27 protein-coding genes are annotated in these 26,949 nt (G+C 67.3%); 14 read left to right on the forward strand and 13 right to left on the reverse strand.

Annotated elements, in window-relative coordinates:
- Together HF877_RS13815 and HF877_RS13820 are read left to right on the forward strand one after the other, a co-directional pair.
- On the forward strand, positions 1–528 hold the full coding sequence (locus HF877_RS13815; protein ID WP_206037126.1) for an adenine phosphoribosyltransferase: 528 nt from the start codon (positions 1–3) through the stop codon (positions 526–528).
- 100 nt (positions 529–628) lie between these two features.
- Positions 629–2,935, forward strand: coding sequence for a RelA/SpoT family protein (locus tag HF877_RS13820; RefSeq protein WP_169621751.1), 2,307 nt, complete (start codon positions 629–631; stop codon positions 2,933–2,935).
- A gap of 9 nt (positions 2,936–2,944) precedes the next feature.
- Here HF877_RS13820 and HF877_RS13825 read toward each other — a convergent pair whose 3' ends face one another.
- Positions 2,945–3,742 carry a peptidylprolyl isomerase gene (locus tag HF877_RS13825; protein ID WP_296549496.1) on the reverse strand — a complete coding sequence of 266 codons (798 nt, stop codon included), beginning with the start codon at positions 3,740–3,742 and terminating at the stop codon, positions 2,945–2,947.
- A 152-nt stretch (positions 3,743–3,894) separates the two neighbouring features.
- On the opposite strand from HF877_RS13825, the gene HF877_RS13830 reads away from it, so the two are divergent.
- Complete coding sequence (locus tag HF877_RS13830) at positions 3,895–4,455, forward strand: dihydrofolate reductase family protein (protein WP_169621752.1); 561 nt, start codon at positions 3,895–3,897, stop codon at positions 4,453–4,455.
- A 76-nt stretch (positions 4,456–4,531) separates the two neighbouring features.
- On the opposite strand, the gene HF877_RS13835 is transcribed toward HF877_RS13830, so the two are convergent.
- Both HF877_RS13835 and HF877_RS13840 read right to left on the reverse strand, forming a co-directional pair.
- Entirely contained in the window at positions 4,532–5,317 is a 786-nt protein-coding gene (locus HF877_RS13835; protein ID WP_169621753.1) for a peptidylprolyl isomerase, read from the reverse strand.
- Positions 5,317–6,201 carry a peptidylprolyl isomerase gene (locus HF877_RS13840; protein WP_169621754.1) on the reverse strand — a complete coding sequence of 295 codons (885 nt, stop codon included), beginning with the start codon at positions 6,199–6,201 and terminating at the stop codon, positions 5,317–5,319. The genes HF877_RS13835 and HF877_RS13840 overlap by 1 nt, the downstream gene beginning before the upstream one ends.
- 149 nt (positions 6,202–6,350) lie before the next feature.
- Here HF877_RS13840 and HF877_RS13845 point away from each other — a divergent pair, with 149 nt between their 5' ends.
- The 3 genes from HF877_RS13845 to HF877_RS13855 are packed head-to-tail and all read left to right on the forward strand — an operon-like array spanning position 6,351 to position 9,022.
- Positions 6,351–7,034: an MBL fold metallo-hydrolase gene (locus tag HF877_RS13845; protein WP_346765177.1), complete on the forward strand. Its 684-nt coding sequence runs from the start codon at positions 6,351–6,353 to the stop codon at positions 7,032–7,034.
- Between the two features lie 52 nt (positions 7,035–7,086).
- Positions 7,087–8,361 carry a histidine--tRNA ligase gene (gene hisS / locus HF877_RS13850; protein ID WP_169621755.1) on the forward strand — a complete coding sequence of 425 codons (1,275 nt, stop codon included), beginning with the start codon at positions 7,087–7,089 and terminating at the stop codon, positions 8,359–8,361.
- Between the two features lie 49 nt (positions 8,362–8,410).
- Positions 8,411–9,022, forward strand: coding sequence for a hypothetical protein (locus HF877_RS13855; protein WP_169621756.1), 612 nt, complete (start codon positions 8,411–8,413; stop codon positions 9,020–9,022).
- A 48-nt stretch (positions 9,023–9,070) separates the two neighbouring features.
- Here HF877_RS13855 and HF877_RS13860 read toward each other — a convergent pair whose 3' ends face one another.
- From HF877_RS13860 to HF877_RS13875, 4 genes are all read right to left on the reverse strand, one after another.
- Positions 9,071–11,650, reverse strand: coding sequence for a carboxylate--amine ligase/circularly permuted type 2 ATP-grasp protein (locus tag HF877_RS13860; protein ID WP_346765159.1), 2,580 nt, complete (start codon positions 11,648–11,650; stop codon positions 9,071–9,073).
- Positions 11,651–11,732: 82 nt separating this feature from the next.
- Positions 11,733–12,965 (reverse strand): hypothetical protein, encoded by a 1,233-nt coding sequence (locus HF877_RS13865; protein WP_346765160.1) that lies wholly within the window; start codon positions 12,963–12,965, stop codon positions 11,733–11,735.
- Positions 12,962–13,297: a type VII secretion target gene (locus HF877_RS13870; protein WP_169621757.1), complete on the reverse strand. Its 336-nt coding sequence runs from the start codon at positions 13,295–13,297 to the stop codon at positions 12,962–12,964. Before HF877_RS13870 ends, HF877_RS13865 begins: the two co-directional genes overlap by 4 nt.
- A 122-nt stretch (positions 13,298–13,419) precedes the next feature.
- On the reverse strand, positions 13,420–14,730 hold the full coding sequence (locus HF877_RS13875) for a lactate 2-monooxygenase (protein ID WP_346765161.1): 1,311 nt from the start codon (positions 14,728–14,730) through the stop codon (positions 13,420–13,422).
- 201 nt (positions 14,731–14,931) lie between these two features.
- Here HF877_RS13875 and HF877_RS13880 point away from each other — a divergent pair, with 201 nt between their 5' ends.
- The 4 genes from HF877_RS13880 to HF877_RS13895 all read left to right on the forward strand — a co-directional run bounded on the left by HF877_RS13880 (position 14,932) and on the right by HF877_RS13895 (position 17,830).
- Positions 14,932–15,354, forward strand: coding sequence for a hypothetical protein (locus tag HF877_RS13880; RefSeq protein WP_169621758.1), 423 nt, complete (start codon positions 14,932–14,934; stop codon positions 15,352–15,354).
- Between the two features lie 70 nt (positions 15,355–15,424).
- Positions 15,425–16,456 carry an Rv2578c family radical SAM protein gene (locus tag HF877_RS13885; protein WP_169621759.1) on the forward strand — a complete coding sequence of 344 codons (1,032 nt, stop codon included), beginning with the start codon at positions 15,425–15,427 and terminating at the stop codon, positions 16,454–16,456.
- Between the two features lie 221 nt (positions 16,457–16,677).
- Positions 16,678–17,052 carry a VOC family protein gene (locus tag HF877_RS13890; protein WP_169621760.1) on the forward strand — a complete coding sequence of 125 codons (375 nt, stop codon included), beginning with the start codon at positions 16,678–16,680 and terminating at the stop codon, positions 17,050–17,052.
- 49 nt (positions 17,053–17,101) lie between these two features.
- Complete coding sequence (locus HF877_RS13895) at positions 17,102–17,830, forward strand: GNAT family N-acetyltransferase (RefSeq protein ID WP_169621761.1); 729 nt, start codon at positions 17,102–17,104, stop codon at positions 17,828–17,830.
- A gap of 15 nt (positions 17,831–17,845) precedes the next feature.
- Here HF877_RS13895 and HF877_RS13900 read toward each other — a convergent pair whose 3' ends face one another.
- Both HF877_RS13900 and HF877_RS13905 read right to left on the reverse strand, forming a co-directional pair.
- Positions 17,846–18,286 (reverse strand): acyl-CoA thioesterase, encoded by a 441-nt coding sequence (locus HF877_RS13900; RefSeq protein WP_169621762.1) that lies wholly within the window; start codon positions 18,284–18,286, stop codon positions 17,846–17,848.
- A 67-nt stretch (positions 18,287–18,353) separates the two neighbouring features.
- Entirely contained in the window at positions 18,354–18,821 is a 468-nt protein-coding gene (locus HF877_RS13905; RefSeq protein WP_169621763.1) for a MarR family transcriptional regulator, read from the reverse strand.
- Between the two features lie 112 nt (positions 18,822–18,933).
- On the opposite strand from HF877_RS13905, the gene HF877_RS13910 reads away from it, so the two are divergent.
- From HF877_RS13910 to HF877_RS21650, 4 genes are all read left to right on the forward strand, one after another.
- On the forward strand, positions 18,934–19,440 hold the full coding sequence (locus HF877_RS13910) for a VOC family protein (RefSeq protein WP_169621764.1): 507 nt from the start codon (positions 18,934–18,936) through the stop codon (positions 19,438–19,440).
- A 55-nt stretch (positions 19,441–19,495) separates the two neighbouring features.
- Positions 19,496–20,524, forward strand: coding sequence for a pirin family protein (locus HF877_RS13915; RefSeq protein ID WP_169621765.1), 1,029 nt, complete (start codon positions 19,496–19,498; stop codon positions 20,522–20,524).
- Positions 20,521–21,315 carry a pirin-like bicupin family protein gene (locus HF877_RS13920; RefSeq protein WP_169621766.1) on the forward strand — a complete coding sequence of 265 codons (795 nt, stop codon included), beginning with the start codon at positions 20,521–20,523 and terminating at the stop codon, positions 21,313–21,315. The genes HF877_RS13915 and HF877_RS13920 overlap by 4 nt, the downstream gene beginning before the upstream one ends.
- A gap of 93 nt (positions 21,316–21,408) precedes the next feature.
- Positions 21,409–23,286 (forward strand): SEC-C domain-containing protein, encoded by a 1,878-nt coding sequence (locus HF877_RS21650; RefSeq protein ID WP_169621767.1) that lies wholly within the window; start codon positions 21,409–21,411, stop codon positions 23,284–23,286.
- 65 nt (positions 23,287–23,351) lie between these two features.
- Here the strand turns inward: HF877_RS21650 and HF877_RS13930 are convergent, their stop codons facing one another.
- The 4 genes from HF877_RS13930 to HF877_RS13945 all read right to left on the reverse strand — a co-directional run bounded on the left by HF877_RS13930 (position 23,352) and on the right by HF877_RS13945 (position 26,710).
- Positions 23,352–23,630, reverse strand: a complete 279-nt coding sequence (locus HF877_RS13930; RefSeq protein ID WP_169621768.1) for a hypothetical protein — start codon at positions 23,628–23,630, stop codon at positions 23,352–23,354.
- A gap of 256 nt (positions 23,631–23,886) precedes the next feature.
- A complete protein-coding gene (locus HF877_RS13935) occupies positions 23,887–24,897 on the reverse strand; it encodes a hemolysin family protein (RefSeq protein ID WP_169621769.1) in 1,011 nt (336 codons plus the stop codon).
- Positions 24,894–26,273 carry a hemolysin family protein gene (locus HF877_RS13940; RefSeq protein WP_169621770.1) on the reverse strand — a complete coding sequence of 460 codons (1,380 nt, stop codon included), beginning with the start codon at positions 26,271–26,273 and terminating at the stop codon, positions 24,894–24,896. The genes HF877_RS13935 and HF877_RS13940 overlap by 4 nt, the downstream gene beginning before the upstream one ends.
- 296 nt (positions 26,274–26,569) lie before the next feature.
- Complete coding sequence (locus tag HF877_RS13945; protein WP_169621771.1) at positions 26,570–26,710, reverse strand: hypothetical protein; 141 nt, start codon at positions 26,708–26,710, stop codon at positions 26,570–26,572.
- Positions 26,711–26,949 lie beyond the last annotated feature (239 nt).

Below are 26,949 nucleotides of genomic sequence, written 5' to 3' on the forward strand. Positions count from 1 at the left end.
TTGATCGACCAGGCCGCCGCAGCCGTCACCGCCCACACGCGGTGGGTCGACGACTTCCCGAACCCGGGTGTCCGATTCGCCGATCTCACGCCGGTGTTCGCCGACGGTCCGGCGTTCTCCTCGATCATCACCGCTCTGTCGTCGGTCGCCCCCTGTGCAGAACTGGTCGCCGGGATCGACGCCCGCGGGTTCCTGCTGGGCGGCGGCATCGCCCGCGATCTCGGCGTCGGGGTGCTGGCCGTGCGCAAGGCCGGCAAGCTTCCCCCGCCGGTGCAGACGTGCGAGTACACCCTCGAATACGGCACTGCCGCCATCGAGATCCCGGGTGATTCCAAGATTCTGCACGGGCGGCGGGTACTGATCGTCGACGACGTGCTCGCCACCGGCGGCACTCTCGGCGCGACCGTCGAACTCCTCGAGCGCGCCGGCGCCGACATCGTCGGCGTCACCGTGGTGACGGAGATCGAGGCCCTGGGCGGACGTGCGCGGCTCGCGGGGTACCCACTGACCTCGCTCGTCCGGATCTGAGTACTACAGTTGCGGCAGGTACCGGTGGACCGGCCGTGCCCCGTACGTCCGGACAGGATCTGTCCGGACTCCGGGCGCGCGGCCGAGATGGGAGAGTGGCATGACCCAGAATCTTGATCGGTCCCAAGGCTCCGGACCGACGCCGACCCCGGCGTCGACGTCCGCATCCCGCCGTGTGCGCGCCCGCTTGGCGCGCCGCATCACGGGCCAGCGCGGTACCACCTTGAAGCCCGTTCTCGAACCGCTCGTCACAATCCATCGCGAGTTGTATCCGAAGGCCGACCTGTCGCAGCTGCAGCACGCCTACGACGTAGCGGAAGAACGCCACGCCGATCAGAAGCGCAAATCCGGCGACCCGTACATCACCCATCCCCTCGCGGTCTCGACGATTCTCGCCGAACTGGGCATGGACACCACCACTCTCGTGGCGGCACTGCTGCACGACACCGTGGAGGACACCGGCTACAAGCTCGAAGACCTCACCGCCGATTTCGGTGAGGAGGTCGCACACCTCGTCGACGGTGTGACCAAGCTCGACAAAGTGGTGCTCGGTAACGCCGCCGAGGGCGAGACCATCCGGAAGATGATCATCGCGATGGCCCGGGACCCCCGGGTACTTGTGATCAAGGTCGCCGACCGGTTGCACAACATGCGCACGATGCGGTTCCTGCCGCCAGAGAAGCAGGCGCGCAAGGCGCGGGAGACGCTCGAGGTCATCGCACCTCTCGCACACCGGCTCGGCATGGCGACCGTCAAGTGGGAACTCGAAGATCTGTCGTTCGCGATCCTGCACCCGAAGAAGTACGAGGAGATCGTTCGCCTCGTCGCGACGCGTGCGCCCTCTCGCGACACCTATCTGGCGAAGGTCCGGGCGGAGATCAATCAGACACTCGCGGCATCGCGTATCGATGCGGTTGTCGAAGGCCGCCCCAAGCACTACTGGTCGATCTATCAGAAGATGATCGTCAAGGGCCGCGACTTCGACGACATCCACGACCTGGTCGGTGTGCGGATCCTGTGCGACGAGATACGCGACTGCTACGCCGCGGTCGGTGTCGTGCATTCGCTGTGGCAGCCCATGGCCGGACGATTCAAGGACTACATCGCCCAGCCGCGGTACGGGGTGTACCAATCGCTGCACACCACCGTGATCGGCCCCGAGGGCAAGCCGCTCGAGGTGCAGATCCGCACGCACGAGATGCACCGCACCGCGGAGTTCGGCATCGCCGCGCACTGGCGGTACAAGGAGACCAAGGGACGCCACTCGGGCGACGTCGGCGAACTCGACGACATGGCCTGGATGCGGCAGTTGCTCGACTGGCAGCGGGAAGCCGCGGACCCGGGCGAGTTCCTCGAGTCGTTGCGGTACGACCTGGCCGTCAAGGAAATCTTCGTCTTCACCCCGAAGGGTGATGTGATCACCCTTCCGTCCGGTTCGACGCCCGTCGACTTCGCGTATGCCGTGCATACCGAGGTGGGGCATCGCTGCATCGGGGCACGTGTCAACGGCCGTCTCGTCGCGCTGGAGCGCAAACTCGAGAACGGTGAGGTCGTCGAGGTGTTCACCTCGAAGGATCCGAACGCCGGCCCGAGCCGCGACTGGCAGTCGTTCGTGGTCTCGCCGCGTGCGAAGGCGAAGATCCGCCAGTGGTTCGCGAAGGAACGGCGCGAAGAGGCGCTCGAGTCCGGTAAGGACGCGATCGGGAAGGAAGTCCGTCGCGTCGGTCTGCCGTTGCAGCGTCTGATGAACGCCGACCTGATGCTCGGTGTCGCCCGGGAACTGAAGTACTCCGACGTCTCGGCCCTCTACACCGCGGTGGGCGAGCACCACGTCTCGGCACACCATGTCGTGCAGCGCCTCGTCGCACTGCTCGGCGGTGTCGGAGGGGTGGAGGAGGAACTGGCCGAGAGGTCGACGCCGTCCACCATCCCCACCCGGTCGCGGCAGAGCGGCGACTCGGGCGTGCTGGTGCCGGGTGCACCGGGCACCGTCTCGAAGCTCGCGAAGTGCTGTACGCCGGTGCCGGGCGACGAGATCATGGGGTTCGTGACCCGCACCGGTGCGGTGAGCGTGCATCGCACCGACTGCACCAATGCCGGTTCGCTGCGTGAGCAGTCCGAGCGGATCATCGACGTCGAATGGGCGCCCTCGCCGTCGTCGGTGTTCCTCGTGGCGATCCAGATCGAGGCACTCGACCGGCACCGGCTGTTGTCGGATGTGACGAAGGCTCTCGCCGACGAGAAGGTCAATATCCTGTCCGCCTCGGTGACCACGACCGGTGATCGAGTTGCGGTGAGCCGCTTCACGTTCGAAATGGGCGATCCCAAGCACCTCGGCCACGTGCTGAACGTGGTCCGCAACGTCGAGGGTGTGTACGACGTGTACCGGGTCACCTCTGCGTCCTGACGGGCAGGGTTATCGCACCGCCTCGATGGTCACGGGCGTGATCGGCGTGCCGCCGCCGAGTGGATTGGTGCCGTCGTTGCCGGATGCCGCAGCCGCGTCCAGCACCGGCAGCCCCGCATCGGCGACACGTCCGAACACGGGGTAGTTCGGACGCAGCAGCGAGTCGCCGAGAAGCAGGAAGAACTGGCTTCCGTTGGTGTGGGCCACGCCCGTGTTGGCCATCGCCACGGTGCCACGCGGGTACACGACGGCTGCGGGCCGGTGCGGCTGTCCGTCGTAGGCCGGCACCGGATACTCGTCTGCGAAGGTGTATCCGGGGCCGCCCGTGCCGGTCCCGGTCGGGTCACCGCATTGGTAGAGGTGACTGCCCGGATCGTTGGACAGCCGGTGGCACGACGTTCCGGTGTAGAAACCGCGCTCCGCGAGACCCACGAAATTGTTGACGGCGCACGGCGCGAGGGAGCGGTCGAGGACGAGGGGAACCGGCCCGGCCGACGTGTCCAAGGTCAGATTCACGACGCCGGAGGTGGGTGCGGTCGACGGCGGGTGGGCAACGGTGCCTTCTCCCCGGTCGACGTAGGTGCACGAGACCGTCGCCGCGGCGGGACGCGGTACAGCGGGCAGTGCGGGGTAGATGGACATGTCACGGGGTGGCGCGCCACGCGTGCTCGATTCCCCGGCGGCGAGGACCGGGGCCGTCTTGCCTTCGTCACTGCTACAACCGGTTGCGAGAACCGGTACCGCGGCGACGAATACCGCGAGAACGAGACGTACCAGGTGCGTACGCACAGAAGTGTCGAAGGTCACAATTCGGGGAGCGTAGCCTACGCGGTGACGAACGGATAGGGACCCGATGTCGTCCCACCGGATGACATGCCCTCGTACGAGCGATCCTCGATGAGTTCGTTTCCCGGCCGGGGTCGGTACGGGTACAGAACCGGACTGCCCCAGGAGGCGCGATGCGCACACTCGCGATAACCCAGAACATCACCCTCGACGGATCCATCGAGATCCTGGACGACTGGTTCTCCCCGCCCACGGAGGTCGAGGACGCCGATGAGGACCTCCTCGCGGAGACCCGTGCGCAGTCCGGGCAATCCGACACGATGCTGCTCGGCAGGCGGACGTTCGAAGACTTCCGTAGCTACTGGCCGCTGCAGCGCGACGATCCGACCGGGGTGGCCGAATACCTCGACGATGTGGACAAGTACGTGGTGTCGTCGACCCTTCGCGATCCCGGATGGCAGAACGCCACGATTCTCGGGGGAGACCCGATCGAACAGGTCCGCACACTGAAGGCCGGTCCCGGCCTGGACATCGTGACCACCGGAAGCATCACGTTGTGCCACAGCCTCATCGAGGCGGGCCTGGTCGACGAGTACCGGCTGTTCGTGTACCCGGTGGTGCAGGGCCGCGGTCGTCGGCTGTTTCCCGACGGGTACACGACGGCCGGGCTGCGTCTCCTGGATGCGCGGAGATTCTGTGGAGGAGTGGCGCTCACGCGGTACGAGGCGCCATGAGAGTGCCCAGAGACGACGCCGGCCGTCCGTCCCGGCATACGGGCGGACGACCGGCGGTCGTGAGAACGGGTGGGAATCAGCCCTCGACGGTCACCGATTCGATCTGTACCCCGCGGTTCGGCGCGCCGCCGCCGGCGGCCATCGAGCCGTCATCACCTTCGGCCGCGACTTCTTCGATCACGGCGAGTCCGGCGTCGTCCACGGTGCCGAACACGGTGTACGACGGCGGAAGCTGCGAATCCGCGTACACGAGGAAGAACTGGCTGCCGTTGCTGCCCGGCCGTCCCGTGTTCGCCATCGCGACGGTGCCGCGCGGGTAGATCACGGGCTGCCGAAGCTGCGCGTCACCCTGCTGGTAGAGGTTCTCCGGGTACTCGGTGTCGAACCCGTATCCGGGTCCTCCGGTCCCGGTGCCGCTCGGGTCTCCGCACTGCAGGACCTGCAGACCGGGAGAGGTCACCAGCCGGTGGCACGGCGTGTCGTCGAAGTAGCCCTGCTCGGCGAGCGAGACGAAGCTGTTGACCGTGCACGGTGCTTCCGCCCGGTCGAGTTCCAGCCCGATCGGCCCCACGCTGGTGGTGAGGGACACGCCGACGGTGCCGTCGGCGGGTACGTCCGTTGCGGCCGGAGCGCTCACGTCACGAGCAGGGTCGCCGGACGGGGTGTAGGTGCACGACACCGGGTCTCCGCCCGCGGGACGCTCGGGCAGCGCGCCCGTGTACTCGGGTGACTGCGCCGCACCGTTTGCCGTCGCCGATCCGGACGGGGAGGCGGCGGTGTCGTCACCCCCGTCGTCCGAACATCCGGTGAGGATCAATGCGAGCCCAGCGCCGACGGCGAGGGTGGTACGGAATCGAATCATCAGTCCATCCTGACCGAGGTGAGTGTCGTCGCTGCCGCGGGGGCACCGTCGGCGGCCCCACCGGAGACGCCCGCCTCGGCAATTTTGTCGAGAGTGGTCAGTCCGGTCTCGTCGATCGTGCCGAACACCGTGTACAGCGGGGGCAGCACCGAATCCCCGTACACCAGGAAGAACTGGCTGCCGTTGCTACCCGGCTGGCCCGTGTTCGCCATCGCGACCGTTCCGCGCGGGTAGACCACCGGCTCCTGCGACGCGGGGTCGTCGGCCGCGTACTGGTCGGTGGGGAATTCGTTCGCGAAGCCGTAGCCGGGTCCGCCGGTACCGGTGCCCGTCGGGTCGCCGCACTGCAGTACCCGCAGGGAAGGCGACGTGGTGAGGCGATGGCAGGTCGTGTCGTCGAAATATCCCTGGCTCGCGAGGGACAGGAAGTTGTTGACCGTGCACGGGGAGTCGCTGTTGTGCAGGATCAGCCCGATGTTGCCCTGGGTGGTCTCCACGCTCACGCTGATATCGGTGTTGTTCTCACCGGTGGTCATGATGCCTTCGGTGCGCGGCGCCTCGACCGGCTTCGCTGGTTCGCTCCCGTCGGCCGGGTACTCGCAGTTCACGGTCTCCGGCAGCGGTTCGGAGCGGCCCGCGGGCAGTGCCGGATACTCGCTGTCGGTCTCGGCCGTCGTCTCGGCCGCGGACGCATCCGTGGCCGTGTCGTCCTCACTCCCGGTGATCGACCAGAGGGCCGCGGCGGCAGCGACGACCACGACGACGCCGAGCGCCGACAGCGCGATGGTCATGCGTCGGCGCCTGCGCTCGCGTTCGGCCCTGTGCTCGAGCTGCCGTTCGAGTTTGCGTTTCGCGGCGTTGCGCCGCTGTGCGTTGCTCGGCACTGCAGTTGTCCTCCCGTGAACCGATCGATGGTGTGCCCGCGCTCTCGGGCCGAGTCGAGTTTGCCACCCCAACCTGAGAGCGAAAGGACGGGGCGCTGCGCCTACTCTGTAGGGGACCGCGAATGCCCACACTCGTAGGAGCGATGCCCGTGCTCGTGACCGGATTCCCTGCCGGGATGTTCCAGACCAACTGCTACATCCTCGCGCAGGACAACGCGAAGGAGTGCGTCGTCGTCGATCCCGGACAGGATGCCGCCGAGCCGTTGGGCGAATTCCTCATCGGCTCCGATCTCGCGCCGCGCGCGGTGTTGCTCACGCACGGCCATCTCGATCACATGTGGTCGGCTCAGGCTGTCGCGGACCGGTACGAGATCCCCGTCTACATCCATCCCGGCGACCGGATGATGCTCACCGACCCGCTGCAGGGCATGGGGTCGAGCCTCGCGCCCTTCCTCGACGGCGTCGAGTTCGCCGAGCCGCAGGAAGTGGTCGAGTTCGCCGACGGCGACGAGATCGAGCACGCAGGCATCGAGTTCGTGGTGGACCACACGCCCGGCCACACCCAGGGCTCGGTGGTGCTCCGCACCCGCACCAGCACCCCGGACGGTGCGGGCCTGCAGGTAGCCCTCACCGGCGACACCCTGTTCCAGGGCTCGATCGGCCGTACCGATCTGCCCGGTGGCAATCACGAACAGCTCCTGGACTCGATCGCGCGCAAGCTGCTCGTCCTCGACGACTCCACCGCGATCCTGCCCGGACACGGCGGGTCCAGCACTATCGGCCAGGAGCGTACGTCGAACCAGTTCCTGGTCGGGCTCCCGCAGTCCCGCTGACGGCTTCGCGCTGCCGGCACCATCGAACCGCCCACGAGAGAAAGCAGTACCAGTGAGCAAGGCCTCTACGTTCTCGGCGCCCAAGGGTGTGCCCGATTACGTTCCCTCGCAGTCCGCGGAATTCGTCGCCGTGCGCGACGGTTTGACCCGAGCTGCGCGACTCGCCGGTTACGGGCACATCGAGTTGCCGATCTTCGAGGACACCGGCCTGTTCGCGCGGGGGGTCGGTGAGTCGACCGACGTCGTCTCCAAGGAGATGTACACCTTCGCCGACCGCGGTGACCGCTCCGTTACGCTGCGTCCGGAAGGTACTGCGGGCGTGATGCGTGCGGTCATCGAGCACGGCCTCGACCGCGGGCAACTGCCCGTCAAGCTGTCGTACGCGGGTCCGTTCTTCCGGTACGAACGGCCGCAGGCAGGCCGCTACCGTCAGCTCCAGCAGGTGGGCGTCGAGGCGATCGGTGTGGACGATCCGGCGCTCGACGCCGAGGTCATCGCGATCGCCGACGCCGGATTCCGGAGCCTCGGTCTCGAGGGATTCCGGCTCGAGATCACCTCGCTCGGCGACCAGACCTGCCGTCCCCGGTACCGGGACCTGCTGCAGGAGTTCCTCCTCGGCCTTCCTCTCGACGAGGACACCCGACGGCGCGCCGAGATCAACCCGCTGCGGGTGCTCGACGACAAGCGTCCCGACGTGAAAGCGATGACCGCGGACGCTCCGCTGATGCTCGATCACCTCTCCGACAGTGCGAAGGCGCATTTCGACGAGGTACTCGGTCATCTCGACGCGCTCGGCGTCCCGTACGTGGTCAACCCGCGGATGGTGCGCGGACTGGACTACTACACGAAGACGACGTTCGAATTCGTGCACGACGGCCTCGGCGCCCAGTCGGGCATCGGTGGCGGTGGACGGTACGACGGACTGATGGAACAACTCGGCGGGCAAGCCTTGTCGGGCATCGGGTTCGGGCTGGGTGTCGACCGCACGATCCTCGCCCTCGCAGCCGAGGGCAAGACGGCCGGAAACCCGGCGCGCTGCGAGGTGTACGGGGTGCCGATGGGCGATGCGGCCAAGGCTGCACTCGTCCCGGTCGCACATCGCTTGCGCGCGGCCGGGATCCGCGTCGACCTCGCGTACGGCGGACGCGGCGTCAAGGGTGCGATGAAGGCGGCGGACAAGTCCGGCGCCGTGGTCGCGCTGGTCCTCGGCGAGCGGGAACTCGAAGCGGGGGAGATCGTCGTCAAGGATCTCCGCAACGGTGAACAGCACACCGTGCCGCTCGCCGATGTCGTCGCACGCGTGGGGCAGGTCGTTGCCGGCGGATGACGGGCGTGACGGCTCGGCCGCGAGAGGCCGGGGCGGTTCGCCCGCAGCGGTGTCTCTCGACCTGATCCCTGCCCGCTTGCTGCGGCCACGTGTTCGGAAGGTCGCGCTGGCCGCACTGGGGATCGGACTCGTCGCAGGTGTACTCGTGTACCTCATCGCCCCGTTGTGGGCCGCGATCGTGGTGGGCGTGCTGGTGGTGGCCCCGCCGACGATCGGTGCGTTCGCCGCAACCCACCGCCATCTGCGGATCGACGGGACGGTCGTCACCGTCTCGGGAGTGCTCCGTTCCCGGAGTGTGGATCTACGGCAGCTCGCGGGGGTGGAACTGCTCGTCCGGGTCGCACGCGTGTCCCAGGTGGTGCTGCGGGTCAACGACGGCAACCACGGCCTGGTGACGATTCCTCTGGCGCTCTACGCCGGCGAGGGAGCGCGCGAACTCGACGTGCTCGCGCTGCGCACCCTCGCCAATGCGCTCGCCGCGAGCGAACTCGCACCGGCAGCGGCGATCTCGTCGGTTCTGGTGGAACAGCTCCGCGCCGAGGCACGCGACGCCGGCCTCGTCGAACGGCCGCTCTACCGGGCGATCGTGCTCGCCCGGGACGCGGGGCGGGTTCCTCAGACCACCCTGACCGATCACGAAGTGGCCTCGCTCATCGAGTGAAGCAGGGCCGGGGTTGTACGTGTCGCGGGTGCGCGTCGTTGCGCGGTCTCAGGCGTCGAGAATCCAGGTGTCCTTGGTTCCACCGACCCGCGACCTGTCGACGACCGCGCTCCCGATCGGCGCGACGCGCGTGAGCAGCGCCGGTGCGACTTCGGCGGACACCGAGGACCCGGACGCGACGAGGTGCACGAACGCACGGAGATCGACCGCACGGGGATGCACCGTCTCGCCGTCGAACGTCGGATGCGTCGACGACGGCACCATTTCGTGGGCCACGAACCGTTCCGGAAACGACATCACCTCGTGGCGGCGGAGGTCGAGTTCGGCGGCACCGGCCTCCGGACCGATCATGATCTCCGCGTCGTCGCTGCTGTCGACGGGTTCGACCACCAGTTCGCCGAGGTGGGCGAGAACATGGTCGCGGTGCGCACGGTCCGCACACGCCCATGTGGACACCTGGTCGAGCAGCGGACGCTGTCCCAGGTAGTACTCGATCATCGCGGGCACGTAGCCGAAGACGGACTTGTCCTCGGCCACGCCGCTGCCGAGCGCGTTGGCCAGCGTGAGGGTCCCGTCGCGCATCGCCGCGAGCAGTCCCGGTCCCAGCGGACGCCCGTCGTAGCCGGCCGACGACAGCAACCTGTCCTCGTCGATCCGTGCGTACAGCACATCCACCCGCGTGAAGGACGGCCCGCGCTGGATGTAGGTGACGTCGTCGCGCACGACCAGTTCGGCGGTCTGGACGAGCTCGATTCCCGCGAGATCTGCGATCATCGTGTGTTCGAACCAGCTGGGGTCCTGCGCTCCCGCGCTCAGGACGGCAACGGTGACGTCGCCGCGCGCTGCCGGGGGCGCAGCGTCCCGCAGCGTTCGTGCGATCTGCGCGGGAACCGTCTCGACGTCGACAACGCCGGTCGCCGGCCACAGATCACCCAGGAAACGCCGCGTCATCGCACGGTGTGCCAGCGCATGTCCAGTACCCGACGGACTGCGGAGGTGGTCCCCGAGCACAACGAAGCGGCCCGGTCCTGTGCAGGCGAGGTCCACGGCGGAAATGTGTGCGCGCACCGCGCGTCCCTGCGACACCTTTCCGGTACTGCGGTAACCGCGTGCGAGATCGAGAACCTCCGGTGGCAGCACGCCCGCCGCGACGATCTCCCCGCGCCCGTAGATGTCGACGAGGAAGCTGTTCAAGGCTCTCGCGCGCTGCTCGAGCGCGCGTTGAAGGTGCTGCCACACTTCGGCGGTGACGATCCGGGGCACCACGTCCATGGGGAACGGCTGGGGGCCTCCGGCACCGCGCGCACGGAAGGTGAACTTCTCCGCGCGCTGCGCATGTCCGATGTCCTCCTGCGCCTTCTGCAGCGCCGCAGCGCCGAACCGCGACAAGGCCTCGACCGTGCGCAGGTAGACGGCTCGCGGCGCACCGTCGGCGTCGATCACTTCGTCGTACGGCGTATCGCCACCGGAAGACCGGTACCCGTGGAACAAGGTGCGGGGTGAGTGCGTCGCGGCCCCGGCCGACGAGGGGCAGCCGGCGGTTTCCGCGAGCAGATGATCGATGACATCGGTCAGTTTTCCTCTGCGGCGCAACACTCTTCGCTGCCGGGCGGCCGAACTTCCGCGCGTGGCGGCGTCCGATGCCAGCTGCGACACCAGGTCCCAGTCGCCGTTCTCTTCGAGTTGCGGCCGCACTGTGTGGACGAACCGCGTGAGAATGTCGACGGCGGGGCGGGGGAGTGACACGTCGAGATCGATGAGGTCGCCTTCCATGCCGCTTCGCGCTGCTCGCCACATCGCCGCCCGTACGAGCGTCGGCGACGGGACCGGGTTCGCGTCTCCCGCTCGCACCGCCGCGACTTCCCGGTCGACGAGGGCGCGGTAGAGACCAGTGACGAGCGTGATGGTGTCCACGGACGGGCAACTGTCGCACACGCGCAGTTCGAGGGTGGGCAGATGCGAGGAGGGGCGCACATCGAAATAGACCATTCCTGGATCGGTGATGACCCCACTCGACACCAGGTCCGCGACCAGTAGGTCGTACTCGGCGGCAGACGACACCGGCGCCGCGGGCCCGGAGGTGGGCCATCGGATCCACATCAGCGGCCGGACGCTCGAGTACCCGGTGTCCGAACCGTCCGGCCAGAACGGTGAGCTCGCGCTCAGCGCGAGGAACAGCGGAAGATGAGGCGTCACCCGGTGTGCCACCCGGATCGCTTCGTCGCGGTCGAAGATCTCGACGTGAACCTGGGTTCCGCAGATCAACTGTTCATGTGCGAGCAGTTGGTAGTCCGTGAGCATGCGGCGGAACCGGGGAGTCTCGGTCACCCGGATCTCCTCCCGCACAGCCAGCGGGACCGATCCCGCTGCGACCACGCCCAGCCCCATCGTCGCCGCGGTGGAGACGAGGAACGCGCGCTTGGCCTGCAGGTCGGCTCGTAACGCGGCGAGACGGGTATGGACGGCGCTGTTGGCTTCCACGACACACCGCTGCATCTCCGCGACGTAACTCGCGTCGGACAGACGGGCGAGCAGTGCGGGTGCGCGCGGAACGAGACGTCGCGTCCTCACGTCGATGAGCTGAAATTCCTCTTCGACGCCGATCTGCCTCGGATGCACATCGACCACTCTCACGACGGTACGCGAGAGGACCTCGGTCCCGGCCGTCCTTCGGAACCGCAGGTTCGGGCCTGATTGTGTGGGCTGCCGGCTACCAGGTGTGGTCGCCACCGATGACCGCCGGGGTCACCAGCGGCAAGTCGCCCACCACGTCGGTGCTCGTCGCCGCGGCGACGAGGAAACCGGGGGTGGTGCGGTGTTCGCCGTCGTCCTGACGCGCGCCCGCGGTCGACGGGAGGGCCCCGGCCATCGACCCACGTCCCGTCGTTCCTGCGATACCCGCCGCACCGGCTCCGCCCGCTGTGCCCGGTGCGATCGCCGCGCCCGGCACAGCCGGGGGGAGGGAGACGGGGTTCGACCCGGCGGCCCCGTAACCCGCGCCCGGCGCCGCAAAGGCGGACGACATACCTCCGCTCGCAGTGGCGCTCGGCACGGTATTCGGGAGGGTGTGCCCTGCGGGAACTGTCGGTGCGTATGCGGAGGGGGTGGTGGAGGCATCGCCACCCGGCGCTGCGGAGCCGGCGAGGCTGGAGACCGTTCCGGTGACCGTCGAGACGGTGTCGGTCGCGAGCCCGGAAAGCACCCGCGGGTCGGTGAGCGCCGTCGCCACCGGCGCGGGCACCGGGATGGGCGTGGTCAGCGCAGTCATCGCCCCGGTGTGTACCGCGAGCTCACCTCGGGTTCGAGCGACGACGGCGAGTGCGGCGTGCAGGTGTTCGATTGCCGAGGCGATCAGTGCCGCTTGACCGGGCGGCGTGATCGCCACCGGGGCAGCTGCAACCGCGATCGACACGAAAGAGCTTGCAATACCGGTCAACTCGATGTTTCCCCGCTCGACACTTGCGGTCGCCGCGCGCGTCACGGCGCCGATCCGGTCGCCGCGGTCGGCGAGTTCGACGCTCGCCTGCCGGGCACGGAGGCTGTGATCGGCGGCAGAATCTGCGGTCGAGCCCTCCCACGATTCGGGAAGAGCGTGAAGTGCGCTGCGTCCCAGCGCCGTCGCGTTCTCGAGGAGCCGTGACCCCTGCTGCAGCACGGCCGAGGGATCGAGTGCCTCGACGACTCCGGTGCCGAAGAGCGAGCCGAGTTCGGTGAGTGGCCGCAGGAACTCGTGGAGATCGGGTAGGACCGGAACCGGAAGCGACTGCAGCAGTTCCGTGATCGCATTCGCGTCGGGCAACGGGGGAAGCTCCCCCGGCGGCGGCGGTGTGGGGCACGTGAGCGCCGGGAGCGGCGCGTCGAGCACCGGTCCGACGGGAGATGCACGGAGTGCGTCGAGAACGGTCGGCGCCGGCGGAAGAGCGGTGTGCACGGCCTGGTTCACAGTGCCCCCGTTGCCTGCGACAGTGCTGTTGCGGTGGTGACATCGGCGCTCTCGTACCCGGCTGCGGCCTCGTGCGCCGCGATCCCGCAGGAGCCGTACGCGAGAGCGAGTTGCCCGACGGCGCGGGTGTGCTCGGACTGCGCTGCGCCGAAGACGCCGAGGAACTCGGCGCCGATCAACCCCAACGCCGGGCTGAGCGACGCGATGTTCGCGTGCAGATCGATCGCCCCGGCGTGCGCGACACTCTCGGCCGCGTGCAGATTCGTGGTACCGAATGCCCTGATTCCCTCTGGCACCACCCGGATTCCGGCACCGGGAAACAAACCGCTCATCGAACCCCCCTCGAAGATCAGTGTGCCGAGCACTGTAGCTCGAGGCACCTGCGTCGGCGAGGTGACAGCCGGCGGTCGGCGGCCGTGCGCATCCCGATCGGTGTGTCCTCGGCCGCGGACCGTCAGAACGACGGATTGGGGCGAACGAACCGCTCGTCGATGTCGGGGATCGACCGGGCCCCGGCGAGCGCCATGGTGAGATCGAACTCGGCGATCACGTTGCGGATCACTTCTTCGACCCCGCGCTGTCCCGCGACGGCCAATCCGTACATGTAGGGCCGGCCGAGCAGCACGGCGTCCGCACCGAGCGCGAGCGCGACGAACACATCGGATCCGCTTCGAATACCGCTGTCGAGCAACAGAGTAGGTTCACGCCCGATCGCGGCCCGGATCTCGGAAAGCGCGTCGAGCGACGCGATGGACCCGTCGATCTGGCGCCCGCCGTGGTTCGACACCACGATCGCGTCGACACCCAGATCGACGGCGCGGCGGGCATCGTCGGGGTGCAGAATTCCTTTGAGCACGATCGGCAGGCTCGTCCGGTCGCGGAGGGTAGCGAGGTGCTCCCAGCTCGAGCCCGGATTCGAGTAGATGTCGAGGAAGGTTTCCGCGGCTGCGCGGGGCATCGGGGAGCGAAGGTTGTCGAGAAACCTGCCCGGATAGTTGCGGGTCATCGACATCAGCGTGCGGACCGCTCCCGCTGTGATGTCCGGCCGTTCCGTGACGAAGTCCCGCGCTGCGGCCACCCGCTGCCGGACGATGTCGAGGAAGCGCGGATCCGAGGTGTACTGGGCGATGCCTTCGCCCCGCGCGAACGGCAGCGAACCGAGATTCAGATCCTGGGGACGCCATCCCAGCATCGTGGTGTCCAGCGTGACGACGACGGCTTCGGCACCGCTCGCCTCCGCCCGACGGAGCAGGCTGTCGACGAGGTCCTCGTCCGAACTCCAGTAGAGCTGGAACCAGCGGGACGCCGAGCCCATCGCGGCGGCGCAGTCCTCCATCGGGTTACAGCCCTGATTGGAGAAGATGTACGGCACGCCGGTCGACGCCGCTGCCCGCGCGATCGACAGGTCGCTGTCGCGGCCCATCAGCGCGCCGGCGCCCACGGGGGCAAGCAACAGCGGTGACGACAACGACGTGCCCGCCACGGTCGTACTCAGGTCACGCTCGGTGACACCGTGCGCCATCCGCGGAACGATCGACCACCGGTCGAACGCGCGCCGGTTGTTGCGCATCGTGCGCCCTTCGCCGGCGCCGCCCGCGACATACGCCCAGGCCCGCGTCGAGCTGGCGCGGCGCGCGGCGCGTTCGAGATCGCCGAACGCGGTCGGCACTGCGGGCCGGCGCCCCAGCGCCCCGCTGCGGTAGACAACGCCTTGGCGGTCTCGGCCGGGACCGGCGGCGGTCACAGGCACGGTGGTTTCGCTCACGAGTTCCCCTTTGCTCGGGCGCACAAGTGCACCGATCCTTCCGCAGAACGGCGGAACAGGACACTACTACGCCGGGGGCTTCCGGTATCGCGGCACAGGACCTGCGACGACCGCCGTCGCGGCAACGAAACCCAGCCGTTCACCGTCGTCGGCGCATATGCTTCGCAGGATCTCTCCGGACTCACCGACCCCAGGAATCCCATGAACCTCTTGCGTGCTCTCGGTGCCTGCACGATCGCACTCGGCATCTCTGCTTCCGCGACGGCGGGGATCGCCTCTGCGGCAGCGACCGTCCCGTTCCGGATCGACCCCGCATCGTTCGGAAACCCGAACGGGAGCTTCGACGTACCGCCGTCCAGATGCGTGGCCGTGCTCGAGGATCGCCCCGGCATCGTCACCATCTCCGGCGGGAAGCAGGACGGGTGGGGCTGCATCATCGGCTCGGAGGTGACGTGGCTGAACCTGTCGACCGGCGCCTCGGGCACCGCGTGGCTGTCGGACGGGCTGAACGGGTTCCCGCCGAAAACCACTCTGAACACCGGCAGTGGGCAGGTTGTTCTCACACTCCGGTCGACAGTCGGCACGACCACGACCCCCGGTTTTGCCACCTTCTCCGTGCCGTAGGTGATCGGGCGACCCATCTCGTCGCAGATTCGCGATTGACAGGTCATCGCACACATGTTCGACTGTCTGTATGCGGTGGGCGGCTCAGACAGTGGATGCGGACGACGGAGCCCTGCCCGGACTGGATCGGGCGGGTCTCGTACGCAGCGTGCAGACCCCCGAGTTCGAAGGAATCACGTTCCACGAGGTGCTCTGCAAGAGCGCGCTCAACAAGACCCCCGAGGCATCGAAACTGCCCTTCCGGTACACGGTCAACACCTTCCGAGGGTGCAGCCATGCGTGCCGGTACTGTTTCGCCCGGCCCACGCACGAGTATCTCGATCTCGACGCCGGCCACGACTTCGACAGTCAGCTGGTCGTCAAGACCAACGTGGCCGCTGTGCTGCGACGGGAACTCGCGCGCCGGTCGTGGACCCGCGAGCACGTCGCACTCGGCACCAACACCGATCCCTATCAGCGGGCGGAGGGGCGATACCGGCTCATGCCCGGGGTCATTCGTGCCCTCGCCGAATCCGGCACACCCTTCTCGATACTCACCAAGGGCACCCTCCTGCGCCGTGACCTGCCGTTGCTGACACTCGCTGCCCGGCAGGTCGATGTCCGGCTCGCGGTGTCTCTGCCGATCGGCGACCACGACCTGCAGCAGCAGATCGAGCCGGACACCCCGTCGCCCAGGGCGCGTCTGGACATGATTCGCGCCATCACCGACACCGGGTTGTCGTGTCACGTGATGGTTGCTCCGGTCATCCCGTTCCTCACGGATTCGAGCCGCCACCTCGACGAACTCTTCGCAGCCCTCGCCGCTGCCGGCGCGTCCTCCACGACGGTGATCCCGATGCATCTTCGCGGTGCCACCCGCGGATGGTTCCTGTCGTGGCTCGGGCAGGAACATCCTGCGCTGATGCGGCGTTATCGCGCGCTCTACGGGCGCGGTGCCTACGTGTCTCCGGAATACTCGCGCTGGCTCGACGACCGGGTTGCCCCACTGGTCGAGCGTTACGGACTCGGCGGCCGGAAACTCGAGCATCGGGAGATTTCGCCGGTGTCTTCCGAGCGGGGTAGGGAAGACGCCGGCACGGTCGTCGCGCCGACCCTGTTCTGACTTTCTCCCGGCCGGAAAGCGTTGTCCGCCGGAGCATTGCGGTGTAGCCTCGGGCCGGTGAACACCGGGCCGGCATCATGCCACACACGGATTGGTGATCCGGTGGAGTTCTGATCTCCGCACAGGCGCCGACACGGCGTCGTGACACCACAGTTCGAGGACCGCCTCGCTTTCGTGAGTACCGCAGCCACTACTCCACGAACAGAAAGCGAGATCTCTTCATGCCGGCTACGTTCAACCACACCATCATTGCGTCGAAGGATCGGAACCGATCGGCCGACTTCTTCCGCGAACTGCTCGAACTCGGGGAAGCCCCGTCCTGGGGTGTGTTCACGAACCTCGTGCTCGACGACGGCGTTCTGCTGCAGTTCGCGGAACCGCCGGTGGACATCCAGATGCAGCACTATGCCTTTCTCGTCGACGACGACCTGTTCGACCGTGCCTACGCGCGACTGACCGCGGGCCGCATCGACCACTGGGCCGATCCGCAGATGACCCGGCCGGGTGAATGCAACTCCGGGCACGGTGGGCGAGGGGTGTATTTTTTCGACCCGTCCGGGCACGCCATCGAGCTGATAACCCGTCCGTATCTGTAACGTCAGGGGAGGATGTCGAGTCGGCGATCTGTCCGAAACGGAGAGTGTGATGACCGAAGCGAATGTGGCGGGTGGGCTCCCGATCAGGATCGTCGATATCGGGGATCTTCCGGCAGACATGCTCGACGAGTTCTACGACGATGTTCTCACGCCGTCGTTTCCGGACGAGGAACTGCTCTCACCCGATGCGCTCGCTGCCGCCCTTGCCGACCCTGCGGGGACGATGTGCGCCTCCGTAGTTGTCAGCGACGACGGATTTGTCGTGGGGGGCGCTGTCGGACAGTGGTTTCCGGAATGCAGAGTGCTCTTGACGGTCTATCTCGCAACGCACCCGGGGCGCCGCGGCGGTGGGATAGGCCGGGCGGTGCTCCGGGCCGTGAGGCAAGAGTGGCTACGGCGATACGATCCGCTGCTCATCCTCGGAGAAGCGGAAGATCCGCGCCATCACCGCGACAGAGGGTTCGGGGATCCGGGCCGGAGGCTCGCGTTCTACGTGAACGAGGGGGCACGCGTGCTCGACGTGCCCTACTTCCAGCCGCGGTTGCGGCCGGAGGACGTGCGGGTGCCGCATCTCCTGCTTTTGGCGTTCGCCATCGACGATCGGTCCCGGCGCGGCGACGGTCTCGATGCCGCGCCGGTCCGGTGCTTCCTGGAGAAGAACCTGCTGGCGAACGAGGGCACGATCGGTGACGATCCCGAGACGTCGGCGCTGAGAAACGCGGTGGAAGGTCCGGTCGTGCAGTGGGCGGACCCGCTCGCCGCACACCACGGGAGTTGAGGCTCGGCAGTCCGTTCAGGCGGGGAGGTCGAGCAGGAACTTGTCGAGGACGGCACGTGCGTCGTCGGTGATCGGGCGCGGGCCGCCACCGAGTGCGGTGCTCACATCGATCGAATCGGCCAGGGCGACGCACCGGCCCTGCTGGAACAGCGCCGAGCCCACCGTGAGCGAGGACGTGCCGACGCGCAGTATCCCTGTCGCGATGACGACCTCGTGGGGATAGAAGACCTCGGAAAGATAGTCGATCTCCACCCGCGCGAGTACTGCACGCTCGAACAGTGGGCTTCCGTGTGCCGGCGCGATCGCTTCCATGATCATGACCCGGGCTTGTTCGAAGTAGCGCGCGATCGAAATGTTGTTGATGTGCCCGAGCGCGTCGGTGTCGCTGAACAGCGTCGTGATCGTTCGCTGGATGGGATAGAGATCGAGCGAGGTGCGGCGCGGGTCGTGGCGCATCGGGGAACCGCCTTCGGGTGTCGAGTCTGTGGCGCTACACAACCTAGCGGCCCGCGGCGACGGGGTGTCAGGCGAGTCGGCGCCGTTCGGCCAGACGAGTGCGCACCTTCGCGAACGCCTCACCCATCACGGCCACCTCCTGCGGATCGAGTACGTCGAACATCGCGGCCCGCACTGTGGCGACGTGCTCCGGACTCGCGTCCGTGAGGGTCGACGAACCCTTGTCCGTCAACTCGGCCCAGGCGCCGCGTTTGTCGGACTCGCATTCCACTCGGCTGACCCACCCGGCTTTCTCCATCCGTGCGATCGCCCGCGTGATTCCGCTGCGGGTGGTCGTGCTCGCCTCCGCGAGATCGCTCATGCGCATGCGCCTGTCGGGTGCTTCGGACAGGAGCACCAGGATTTCGAAGTCGGCGGAGGAGATTCCGGCGTCGCGGAGAAGTTGCTTGTCGAGTTCTTTGAACAGCATGCGAGTGACGTCCAGGTAGGACCGCCACAATGCTTGTTCCTCGTCGTCCAGCCACGTCGTCGCCATATGTGCACTATATCCGAAGTAGTTGACTGTGCAACGAACCGTGTGCGACTCTGGTTGAGCAATCAACTACATCGGTCCGGCGTACGATCGCCGGTGGACGGAGGAGGCCGCGATGACCGACGACCGCACCGGCTCGGCCGACCGGTTCGAGCAGCAGCGCGAGCGGATCCGCGCCCGATATCTGGCGCCCCCGGCTACCCGCCCGGCGTCCTCGGCGCGGGGACTTCACCACACGGCGCTCGTGAGCAGCGATGTGGAACGCACCGTCGAGTTCTATCAGGGGTTGCTCGAGTTTCCGCTCACCGAGGTGATCGAGAACCGCGACTACGCCGGATCCTCGCATTTCTTCTTCGACATCGGAAACCGGAATCTCCTGGCGTTCTTCGACTTTCCCGGCCTCGACCTCGGGCCGTATCGCGAGGTCCTCGGGGGGCTGCACCACGTCGCGATCAGTGTGGAACCCGTGCGATGGAATCGCCTGCGAGACAAGCTGGTCGACGCGGGTGTGGACCTGCTCGAACACAACGAGGTATCGCTCTACTTCCGGGACCCCGACGGAGCACGACTCGAACTGATCGCCGATCCACTCGGCGAGATGTACGGATCCGACGTGCTCTGACCCGATCCGCTCCCGCGATCCCTACGTCCGTCCCTCGATCGGAGGCACCGAATCCATGAGCAACACAGAGGCAGATCCCACCGAGATCCGGTGTTGCACCGAGGATCGTGCGGTCGGCGACGCGCGGCACCCACGAGTGGAGATCATCAGGGCGCGCGACGTCCCTCTCGGTGGTCCACGAGCCATGCCCGTGCGCCGCACTCTGCCGCAGCGGCAGCGCTCACTCATCGGCGCATGGTGCTTCGTCGACCACTACGGTCCCGACGATGTGGCCGCGACCGGCGGCATGGATGTCGCACCCCATCCGCACACCGGCTTGCAGACCGTGTCGTGGCTGTTCACCGGGGAAATAGAGCACCGTGACAGTCACGGTGTGCACGCACTCGTCCGTCCCGGGGAGGTCAATCTCATGACCGGCGGGCACGGCATCTGCCACTCGGAAGTATCGACGGCCGGCACGACCACGCTGCACGGCGTGCAACTGTGGGTGGCGCTGCCGGACGGTGCCCGGGATGCTGCCCGCGACTTCCAGCACTACGTCCCGCCGGCCATCGATCTCGGCGGCGGGAGGGCGCGGGTGTTTCTCGGGACCCTGGCCGGGTCGTCCTCGCCCGTCACCACGTTCACGCCGCTGCTCGGTGCCGAGATCGTCGTCGAACCAGGCGCGAGCGTCACGGTCGAGATCGATCCCGCGTTCGAACACGGACTGCTGGTCGACACCGGAGCTGTCGAGTTGTTCGACACGCGGTTGTCCCGCGGTGTGCTCGGCTATGTCGGAACCGGCGTGTCCTCGCTGTCGGTGGTGAACCCCGGCGACAGCCCCGCGCGCCTGGTGCTGCTGGGCGGAACCCCGTTCGGCGAAGAGATCGTGATGTGGTGGAATTTCGTCGGTCGAGACCACGACGAGATCGCCGCCTTCCGCGAAGAATGGGAACGGGAATCCGACCGCTTCGGCCGGGTGGACGGCTACGCGGGCGAGGTGGCGCGCCTGCCTGCTCCGCAGTTGCCCCACGCTCGTATCCGACCGCGTCGCAACCCGCCGACCGCAGACGCGCACTACCGACCCCGGGAAGAGAACCGATGAGTACCGCAGCCCACGACATCCGGCTCGACGTTCGGCGCGCGGACGAGCGCGACAAGACCACGATCGGGTGGCTCGATTCGCGTCATTCGTTTTCGTTCGGGCACCACTACGATCCCGCCAACACCCACCACGGGGTGCTGATGGTCAACAACGACGACATCGTCTCGGCCGGACAGGGATTCGACACGCATCCGCACCAGGACATGGAGATCGTCACCTGGGTCCTGGAAGGGTCGCTGGTCCACCAGGACTCGGCCGGGCACTCCGGTGTGCTCTACCCGGGCTTGGCTCAGCGGATGAGTGCGGGGACAGGAATCCTCCACTCCGAGAAGAACGATGCGTGGCGTTTCGACGGGGCGAGCGGCATTCACGCCGACCGGCACGACGATCCGGTGCACTTCGTCCAGATGTGGGTGCTGCCCGACGAAGCGGGCATCACTCCCGGTTACGAACAACTCGAGATCGACCACGAACTGCTGTCCGGGGGTCTCGTACCGGTGGCGTCCGGCATGACGAAGTACGCCGACCATTCCGCGATCCGCATCAAGAACAAGTACGCGGCGATGCACGTGTCCCGGGTCCGGCCCGGGCAGCCGATCGGACTGCCGGACGCACCGTACCTGCATGTCTTCGTCGCCCGCGGTGAAGCGGCGCTCGAAGGTGTCGGTCCGCTGGCAGCCGGCGACGCCGTGCGCATCAGCGGTGGGGGAGGGCAGCGGGTGACCACCCGGTCCGGTGCCGAAATCATCGTGTGGGAAATGCACGCGGCCCTCGGCAGCCCCGCAGCATGACCGGGGTGGCGGCTTTCCCGAGTCGCCACGAGACGGGCACACCGCCACGGCGGAGGACGTCGATCGTCCGAGACGGGGCCGTAGGATCGTGTGGTGAACGAACCGTCAACCGACCCTGTCGCCGCTGCCGTCGCGATACTCGACGAACGATGGCCGCTCACCGTCGACGAAATGGCCGCGGCGCTGTCGGATCGTGGTTTCGGCGACGTCTGCACGCTCGAAACAGCCCTCGAACTGGGCGACGCGTTCGACGACCCGCGAATCATGCACTTGAGCGACGGCCGGTTCGTCTTGCCGCGCAACCTGCTCGAGGGACGCATCTGGACGCACCGCCTCACGGCCGGGGAGATCTCGGCGGACGCGATAGAACTGTTCGACGTGATGATCCCGGTCTGCCTGCCGAGCGCGGACCCGGCGATGCGTGTCGTGATGCCGGGCGAGGAATCGTTCGAAGCACGGGGGTTGCCGGGCGTGGCCTGGGCCCGTCTCGGGGTGTTGCTCTTCCCGGAAGGCTTTCTCTCCGACACCACTCTCGGTGACCTGATCGCGGTGACCTGCGTCGGTGGGGAACTCGTCGTCGACCTGTATCCCGATCAGAATGCCGGTCGCGGGAGTCTGGGCGGGTGGCTGGCCGATCGCGCCGCCCGGTTGTCGGACCCTGAGGACGCGCTGTACCCCGACACCGATCTGTTCGTCGCCCTCGCCGACGACAAGGATCTGGCCCGGGACGCGTGCCTGCCCCTGAGCGAGCAACTCGAGGGGGCCGGACTCGTGCGGGACGGATTCCGGCTGGTGCGGTCCGGCACCGTCACTTCGGCACCGACAGGCGGATACCTGGTCGAAGTAGCCACCGACTCCTTCTCCCGTGCCTTCGATCTCGACACCCGGTCCGCACGGGGCGCCATGGCATTCCTCGCCCTTGCGGGATCGCTTGCCGTCGGCAGCGACAGCACCACCACCCTCGAATCGCATTTCGCGGAGCCCGACGACTTCGCGGGTCTCGCCGACGCGCGTGTTGCCCGGGTGTGCGTGGACGAAGCGCTCGGGCGGCTCGGGTTCGATCCGGTGGTGGTGGCCGCGGCCGCCGAACAGGTGCTGCGGCGAGGACCGCGCCGGACGCGTGCGAGTGCCCTCTGGATCGCCGGCCGGGCCGCCCAGGTGGGCGGTGACGTGGACGAGGCCGAACACCGCTACCAGCTCGCCCTGGCAGAGAGCCCGGACTGGGAACCTGCGCTCGAAGACCTCGCCACGATCGCTGCGATGCGAGGTGATGCGGCACGCGGTCTTCGCCTGCTCGAACGGGCCACCGGGGGCACATCCCACGGCATGTATCCGTTCCTTCGTCGTTTCGAGCCGGTCGAACATCCGGAGCTGGGGCGCAACGACAGGTGCTGGTGCGGATCGGGACGCAAGTACAAGGTGTGCCATCTGGGACGATCCGACGCATCACTGAGCGACCGTGCGGTGTGGCTGTATGCGAAGGCGAGCGTGGTCCTCGACGAACCGCGGTGGACCGGAGTGCGTGCGGAACTCGACGTCGCAGCGGGGACACACGTGGGCGAGTCCTCGGTGGATCGGCTCGTCGCCGATGTCGCGCTGTTCGATGCGGGGGCGTTCGACGAGTTCGTCGACAACTGGTCGGCGCTGCTCCCGGTCGACGAAGGTGAGCTCGCACTGCGATGGAGGGGAGCGTCCCTCGACGGGTTCGTGGTCGAGGCGACCGATCCGGGAGAAGGACTCACCGTCCGGAACGTGCGGACCGGCACCGTGTCCGACGTCCGGGACCGCACGGTCTCCGCCGTCCTCGACGGTGCCACGGTCGCGCTCCGGCTCCTGCCGGTGGACTCGGAACTACACAACTACGGCGGCGTGCACGTCGTGCCCGAGCAGCGTCGCGAGTTCGTACTCGATATTCTCGAGCGTCCCGAACCGGCTCCTTCCGATCTCGTCCGGGCCTTGACGTCCGAGTGACAGGACGTCCGAGCGACAGGACGTCCGAGTGACAGGGTCTTCGAGCTACCGAGAGTTGGCGGCAGCTACGTTGCGGAGGCGAACAGATCGCTGACGGCGTCGAGTGCGCTCGCGCACCGGACGTCGTCGGCATGGAGTTTCTGCATGAGTGTTGCCTCGGTGGGCGAGCACACGCCGTCGAGCACGTTCTCGGACACGACGGCACAAGCGATGTGGCCCGGCGTATAGGTCCGGGTCGTCTGCCAGCCTTGTTGAACCGCGATTGCACGCACCGCCGCCCATTGGGATATCTCCGAAGCATCGGGATAACCCACGAACAACAGGCGTCGCTGGGATGTCTGCATGTGTCGAGCCCCTGTCTTGTGCTGTACCTCAGAGTGGTGCGGCCTGGACTGTGATCGAAAAGTGACGTTACGCACACACCGTGTCCACGTGAAAACTATGACAGACACGCAGCCCTACTCGCCGGTACGGCGTGTCGCGCTCGATCGGTGGGGAAAGGCCAGGTGGCGGGGTATCGCGAAAAACCGCGGGGCCACCGCGCCGGATGTACCGGCGGGGTGGCCCCTGGTTGTGTTCGGGCTCGAGCGCGTGTGCTCGTCAGGCGGGCGCCGCCGCCGTCGGGAGCAACCTGGCGAGGACGTCGGCGAGGGTGATCAAGCCGACCACCCGACCGTCTTCTGTGACCGTCGCCAAATGATTGCGAGTTTCCCGCATGGTGCGCAACGCCTCGTATACAGGCACCGACATGTCGAGAGTCAACGCCGGCCGCATCAGATCCGCAGCGGTGACGTCGGCGTCCGCACGCAGGCTGTCCCGTACGTGCACGACTCCGTCGACATGGCCGTTGCCGCGCACCAGCAGTCTCAGGTGACCCGTGCGACGGGCCGTCTCCTGGATCTCCGGCGCAGTGGCCTCCGGCCGCACGCTGCTCGGCGGATGGGGAGTAACGATGTCGGCGAGAGTGAGTGCCTCGAGCTCGAGCGCGCTGGTCAGGTGACCGTGGTACCTCTCGTCGAGCGTGCCGACAGTCGCGGAATGCTCCACGAGGTGACGCAGCGCATCCGAATCCTGGCCCGTGCTGACCTGGTCGACCGCATCGACACCGACCTTGCGGAGGCACCAGTTCGCCAGATGGTTCAGCTGGACGATGACCGGCCGGGTCAGCCACATGAAGCCACGCATCGGAATCGCGAGCATCGTCGCCGACTTCTCGGGATGCGCGATGGCCCAGGACTTCGGCGCCATTTCTCCGACGACGAGATGCAAGAACGTCACGACGATCAGCGCGAGGATGAACCCGGCGACATCGGCCAGCCACAGCGGCGCTCCCCACGCCCCGAACAGGGGTGTGAGCCAGTGGTGCACAGCGGGCTTGGTCGTCGCGCCGAGCGCGAGTGTGCACACCGTGATGCCCAGCTGAGATCCTGCGAGCAACACCGACAGTTCCGACGCGCTGCGCAGGGCCGCACGCGCGGACCGGCTGTCCGGTGCCGCGTCTTCGAGCCGGTGGCGGCGCGCGGCGATCAGGGCGAACTCCACGGCAACGAAAAACGCGCTCGCCGCGATCAATCCGACCGTGACGACCACGACAACCCAGGGATTAGTCATCGTGTGCCGCCTCCTTGTTCTCGACGGTCACGGTTCTCGAGGGTCACGCGGAGCGAGGCCGGCACATGCTTGTCGATGTCGCGGACCTCCGCCACGAGCATTCGACGTGGTGGCCGTTCCTCGTGGACGAGGTCCGCGGGATCGGGATCGAGTGGGATCTCGACCGTGTCTCCGATCTCGGGCAGGCCACCGAATTCGGTGATGACCAAGCCGGCGAGTGTCTCGTAATCACCTTCGGGCAGTTCGTGTTCGAGGGTGCGGCTCACCTCGTCGAGGTGGGCGTCGCCCCGAATCAGCCAACCGTCGCCGTCTCGCACGATGACCTCGGCCGATGCCGCCGGGTCGTGCTCGTCGGCGATCTCACCGACGAGTTCTTCGGCGATGTCCTCGATCGTGACCACACCGGCGAAACCGCCGTATTCGTCGATCACCAGCGCCATCTCATCGTTTGCCGCGGTCAGTTCGGTCAGCACGTCCGGCAACGGCAATGTCGCGGGGACGATGACCGGTGGACGGCACACCGATGCGGCTGTACCTGCCTGGACACCGGCGTCGAGAAGATCGTGCAGATGTACGACGCCGCGCAGGTCGTCGGACGAGGTACCGACCACGGGGTACCGCGTGTGCCCGGTGCTCATCTTCGCGAGGATGTCGCTCACCGGTTCGTCGAGGTCCACGACGTCCACATGTGCACGCGGGATCATGGAGTGTTCTGCAGTGCGGGTGGGGAAGTCGAGGATGCGGTCGAGAAGCGTCGAGAGTTCCTTCGGGAGTTCGCCCGCGTTGCGGGACTCGGCGACGATGTGCTCGAGGTCGCGGGGTGTCGCGGAATGCTCTACGTCGTGGACGGGTTCGATTCGCAGTGCTCGCAGAAGCAGGTTGGACGAAGCGTCGAACAGCCGGATCAGCCAGCCGAACAGCCTCAGGTAGATCGTCGTCGACAGTGCCAGCCACAGTGCGACCGGTTCCGGCCGTGCGATGGCGAGGTTCTTCGGGACGAGTTCGCCGAAGACCATCTGGATGACTGTCGAGAAAAGGACGGCAAGCACTGTGCCGAACACCACACCGACTGCGGTGGGGATTCCTAGTCCGCCGAATGCTTCTCCGAGCCCGCTACCGATGAGGGGCTCTGCGACGTAACCGACGAGAAGGCCGGTGACGGTGATTCCGAGCTGTGCGCCGGAGAGCATGAAGGAGGTGCGTCGTGTGACGGACAGGGCGCGTGCGGCGGAGGTGTCGCCGCTTTCTGCGCGGGCTTTCAAACGCGACCGGTCTACGGCCATGTAGGCGAATTCCTGGGCTACGAAGTAGCCGGTCACGGCGGTAATGGCCAGAACGACGGCGATACCGAACGCGATTCCGAGGGCGGTCAACACGGGAGGATCCGGGGCTCGGTGACAGGGGGGTCGTCACTGTTGGGCGGGATGGGTCTTCGAGGTTTGCGCTTGGCGCGACTCATGGCTCTCTCTGGTAACTCGCGGACAAAGGGTCTTCACAGGATAAGACGGATATGCCTGCCGCAAAGTTCCCCGTGCGCCGGAAGTGCGATCGTCGGCACACAGGTGCAGTCGTCGTCTCCCCGTGGGGCACGCATCGTCGTGCAGCCTGGGGCACGCATTGTCGCGAAGCGTGGGGCGACCGCACCTGCGGACGTGTGATTTACGTGACGATGTCAGGGGCGCGACGAGAACAACCCTTCGTACTCGGGCGCGGCGGGAGGCGGGCTCTGGGGCACCAATTCGGGCACTGTCTCGTCGTTCGGGTTGCTCGGCTGCAGGAAGAGCGGACCGGTGAACTCGCTGTCGTGGCTCATGCCGTCCTTCTTTCGGACTCGGGCTTTCGGGAACGGGGTTTTCGGAACAGGGTTTTTCGGAACTCGGGGCGACGGAAGCGTTCTCGGCGGTGAGGGTCGCCGGGGCGGGTAGAACGTGCGGGGTCCTGTGACGATCGGGCCCGCTGACGATCACGTGCGCTGGACGATCAGGCGCGATGACGATCGAATCCGCTCGGATGTGCTTGTGGAGCACGGGTGTTCATCGGGCTGCGTGGTGC

The organism is Rhodococcus sp. BL-253-APC-6A1W (assembly GCF_012843405.1).
GTDB lineage: Bacteria > Actinomycetota > Actinomycetes > Mycobacteriales > Mycobacteriaceae > Rhodococcus.

Excerpts from the sequence above, each read along its gene's own strand:
- HF877_RS13915 (WP_169621765.1), top strand. The coding sequence starts at position 19,496 with ATGAGCAACACAGAGGCAGATCCCACCGAGATCCGGTGTTGCACCGAG.
- HF877_RS13930 (WP_169621768.1), bottom strand. The coding sequence starts at position 23,630 with ATGCAGACATCCCAGCGACGCCTGTTGTTCGTGGGTTATCCCGATGCT.
- HF877_RS13905 (WP_169621763.1), bottom strand. The coding sequence starts at position 18,821 with ATGGCGACGACGTGGCTGGACGACGAGGAACAAGCATTGTGGCGGTCC.
- HF877_RS13895 (WP_169621761.1), top strand. The coding sequence starts at position 17,102 with ATGACCGAAGCGAATGTGGCGGGTGGGCTCCCGATCAGGATCGTCGAT.
- HF877_RS13885 (WP_169621759.1), top strand. The coding sequence starts at position 15,425 with ATGCGGTGGGCGGCTCAGACAGTGGATGCGGACGACGGAGCCCTGCCC.
- HF877_RS13935 (WP_169621769.1), bottom strand. The coding sequence starts at position 24,897 with ATGACTAATCCCTGGGTTGTCGTGGTCGTCACGGTCGGATTGATCGCG.
- HF877_RS13880 (WP_169621758.1), top strand. The coding sequence starts at position 14,932 with ATGAACCTCTTGCGTGCTCTCGGTGCCTGCACGATCGCACTCGGCATC.
- HF877_RS13830 (WP_169621752.1), top strand. The coding sequence starts at position 3,895 with ATGCGCACACTCGCGATAACCCAGAACATCACCCTCGACGGATCCATC.
- HF877_RS13820 (WP_169621751.1), top strand. The coding sequence starts at position 629 with ATGACCCAGAATCTTGATCGGTCCCAAGGCTCCGGACCGACGCCGACC.
- HF877_RS13890 (WP_169621760.1), top strand. The coding sequence starts at position 16,678 with ATGCCGGCTACGTTCAACCACACCATCATTGCGTCGAAGGATCGGAAC.
- HF877_RS13870 (WP_169621757.1), bottom strand. The coding sequence starts at position 13,297 with ATGAGCGGTTTGTTTCCCGGTGCCGGAATCCGGGTGGTGCCAGAGGGA.
- HF877_RS13920 (WP_169621766.1), top strand. The coding sequence starts at position 20,521 with ATGAGTACCGCAGCCCACGACATCCGGCTCGACGTTCGGCGCGCGGAC.
- HF877_RS13945 (WP_169621771.1), bottom strand. The coding sequence starts at position 26,710 with ATGAGCCACGACAGCGAGTTCACCGGTCCGCTCTTCCTGCAGCCGAGC.
- HF877_RS13910 (WP_169621764.1), top strand. The coding sequence starts at position 18,934 with ATGACCGACGACCGCACCGGCTCGGCCGACCGGTTCGAGCAGCAGCGC.
- HF877_RS13900 (WP_169621762.1), bottom strand. The coding sequence starts at position 18,286 with ATGCGCCACGACCCGCGCCGCACCTCGCTCGATCTCTATCCCATCCAG.
- HF877_RS13835 (WP_169621753.1), bottom strand. The coding sequence starts at position 5,317 with ATGATTCGATTCCGTACCACCCTCGCCGTCGGCGCTGGGCTCGCATTG.